This is a genomic window from Hydrogenophaga sp. 70-12, from assembly GCF_001897365.1.
Classification (GTDB): domain Bacteria; phylum Pseudomonadota; class Gammaproteobacteria; order Burkholderiales; family Burkholderiaceae_C; genus Hydrogenophaga; species Hydrogenophaga borbori.
This window is the reverse complement of record NZ_MKSS01000070.1, coordinates 1-3,394: the sequence shown is the minus strand read 5'-3', so window position 1 is coordinate 3,394 and position 3,394 is coordinate 1. Positions and strand designations below refer to the sequence as shown.

Sequence of the window (3,394 nt, the reverse complement as noted above, 5' to 3'; positions counted from 1 at the left end):
CCGATGTCGATGGCCGGGTTGATGCTGTGGCCCACGTCGTGCAGGATGTCCACGGCCAGCACGCGGCTCTCGCCGGTGAGGGTGTCGATGGCGACTTCGCTGCAGGCCGCGCCGTAGGCGAAGTAGTAGAAGGGCCGCCCCTTCATGGTCAGCTTGTCGTAGTGGATCTTGGGCGTGCGGTAGAAGCCGTCGCTCCAGAGCTGGATGCGGTTGGCGTAGGCCGCGTTCACCACGTCCTCGAAGCGGCGCGTGCTCTTGGGGGTGATCACCTCGCCGCCGAGGAAGCGCACCGCGCCCGCGCCGCAGCCGTCCTGGCCGGCCACGAAAGCCGCGAGGTTGTCGCGCACGTGGCGCGCGGCGAACTGCGCGGCGCGGCCGTTCAGGTCGGTGCCGCTGCTGGCGGCGGTGGCGCTGGCGTTGGGCACCTTGCTGGTGTCGGCCGCGGTGGCGATGACGCGCTCGAAGGGCACGCCCAGCTCATCGGCCACCACCTGCGCGACCTTGGTGTTCAGGCCCTGGCCCATCTCGGTGCCGCCGTGGTTCACCATCACGCTGCCGTCGGTGTAGACGTGCACCAGCGCGCCCGCCTGGTTGAACAGGGTGGCGGTGAAGCTGATGCCGAACTTCACCGGCGTGAGTGCGATGCCTTTCTTGATGACCGGGCTGCGGGCGTTGAAGGCCTCGATGGCGGCGCGGCGGCGTTCGTAGTCCGCGCTGCGCGCGAGCGCCGTCATGAGCGGTTCGAGGATGTTGTCCTCCACCTTCATGTCGTAGTGCGTCTGGTCGCGTTCGCCAATGCCGTAGAGGTTGCGCAGCCGCACCTGTAGCGGGTCGAGGCCGAGGTGGCGCGCGATGTCGCCCAGGATGCGTTCGATGGCGATGACGCCCTGCGGCCCGCCGAAGCCGCGGAAGGCGGTGTGGCTTTGCGTGTTCGTCTTGCAGCGGAAGGAGTGAATGGCGACGTCTTCCAGGAAGTACGCGTTGTCGCAGTGGAAGATGGCGCGGTCGGCGACCGGGCCCGAGAGGTCGGCGCTGAAGCCGCAGTTGGCCAGCATGACGATGTGCAGGCCGCTCAGGCGGCCGTCGCCGTCGAAGCCCACGCGGTAGCGGTAGGCGAAGGGGTGGCGCTTGCCGGTGACCATGAAGTCGTCGTCGCGGTCCAGCCGCAGCTTGACCGGGTGGCCGGTCTTGCGCGCGGCCAGCGCGGCCCACACGGCCAGGTGGCCGGCCTGGGTTTCCTTGCCACCGAAGCCGCCGCCCATGCGCCGGCACTCCACCGTCACCGCGTGGTTGGGGACACCCAGGGCGTGCGCCACCCAGTGCTGCACCTCGCCGGGGTGCTGGGTGCTGCTGTGGATCCACCACTGGTTCTGCTCCAGCGGCAGCGCATAGGCGATCTGGCCTTCCAGGTAGAAGTGCTCCTGGCCGCCAACCTCGAATTCGCCGTCCAGGGTGTGCGGCGCGCGCGCCAGCGCGGCGGCGGCGTCGCCGCGCGCCACGTGCACGGGCGGCAGCACATAGCTTTTGAGCTCGTGCGCCTCGTGCACGCTCAGCACGGGGTGCAGGGGCTCGATGCGGGGCTTGACCAGGCGGGCGGCGCGGCGTGCGGTCATGGCGTCGTCGGCCACGATCAGGCCCATCACCTGGCCCAGGAACTGCACCGAGTCTTGCGCGAACACGGGCTCGTCGTGGCCGAAGGCGGCGAGGATGGGGTCGCCGGGCACGTCGGCCGCGCCGACAAAGGCGCGCACGCCGGGCAGGGCGAGGGCTTCGGCGGTGTCGAAGCCGCTCAGGCGGCCGTGGGCCACGGGCGAGCAGACGGGCGCGGCGTGCAGGGTGCCGCGCACCTCGGGGATGTCGTCGATGTAGGTGGCGGCGCCGGCCACCTGGGCGTGCGCACTTTCATGGAAGCGCGAGGCGCCAGCGGCGCTGGTGGTCTGGCGCTGCAGCAGGGCGGTGTCGGGGGCGTTCATGCCAGGGCCTCCAGGTCCAGGGATTCCAGCCGCAGGCCGCGCTGGCCCTGCTGCGCCAACCAGTGGCGGCGCAGCAGATTGCCCAGCACCGCGCGGCGGTAGTCGGCGCTGGCGCGCATGTCGCTGATGGGGCGGAACTCGTCGCGCAGCACGGCGCTGGCGGCCATCACGGTGTCTTCGTTCCAGGGCTGGCCGGTGAGCGCCGCCTCGGTCAGGGGCGCGCGCACCGGCGTGGCGGCCACGCCGCCGGCGCCGATGCGGGCTTCGCGCACCACGCCGCCGTCGATGCGCAGCTTCACGGCCAGGCAGACGGCCGAGATGTCGTCTTCGAAGCGCTTGCTCACTTTGTCGACCTGCAGGCACTCATCCGGCGAGGGGCGCGGCACCTTGATCCAGCAGAGCAGTTCGTCCGCCCGCATCACGTTTTGGCGGTAGCCGGTGTACAGGTCTTCCAGGCGCAGCTCGCGGTGGGCGATGGCGCGCCGCTTCGTGTCCCAGCGCATCAGCACGACGCTGGCGCCCAGGGCGATGAGCAGCGGCATGCTGTCGCCGATGGGCGAGCCGTTGGCCACGTTGCCGCCCAGGGTGCCGGCGTTGCGCACCGGCAGGCCGGCGAAGCGGTGGGCGAAGGCGGCGAGCGAGGGCCGCTCGGCCACCAGCGCGGCGTAGGCCTGCGTCAGGTTCACGGCGGCGCCGATGGCGATGTGGTGCGGGTAGGTCTCCACGCGGCGCAGCTCGGCGGCGCCGGTCACGTCGAGCAGTCGGGGGTAGCGCTGGTGCTGTTTGGTGATCCACAGGCCGACGTCGGTGGTGCCGGCCACCACCTGCGCCTCGGGGTGGGCGGCGCGCGCCTGCAGCAGGGCCTGCAGGCTGGCGGGGCGCCGGTAGGGCGCCTCGGGGTCGGGTTGGCCCAGGGTGCGCAGGCCGCGCAGCACGGCGGCCTCGTCGACGCGGGCGCCGGCCGGGCAGGGCAGCTGGCCCATGCGCGCGGCGGCGTCCAGGATGGGCCGGTAGCCCGTGCAGCGGCACAGGTTGCCCGACAGCGCGGCCTGGGCGGCGGCGTGGTCCACGCCCTGGCCACCGCCGGTGTGTTCGTACAGGGCGAACAGGCTCATGACGAAGCCCGGGGTGCAGAAGCCGCACTGGCTGGCGTGGCACTGCACCATGGCTTCCTGCACCGGGTGGGCCTGACCGTCGACGGCCAGGTCTTCCACGGTGAACACCGCCTGGCCCTGGACCGAGTGCGCCAGCTTGATGCAGGCATTGACGGCCTGCAGCTGGAGCCGCCCGTCCACCGCTTCGCCCAGCACCACGGTGCAGGCGCCGCAGTCGCCCTCGCCGCAGCCCTCCTTGGTGCCGGTGCAGTGCAGGTCCTCGCGCAGGACCTGCAGCAGGGTGCGGTCGGGCGGCACGGCGGGCAG

Annotated in this window: 2 protein-coding genes; both read right to left on the bottom strand. The window is 72.0% G+C overall.

The window, feature by feature from the left end; translation table 11 throughout:
- Positions 1-1,973: xanthine dehydrogenase molybdopterin binding subunit (gene xdhB / locus BGO22_RS04490; protein ID WP_286849288.1), on the bottom strand; the 1,973-nt coding region annotated here is incomplete at its 3' end.
- A partial coding sequence (gene xdhA, locus BGO22_RS04485; RefSeq protein ID WP_502686425.1) for a xanthine dehydrogenase small subunit occupies positions 1,970-3,394 on the bottom strand: 1,425 nt, incomplete at its 5' end. The genes xdhB and xdhA, both read right to left, overlap by 4 nt.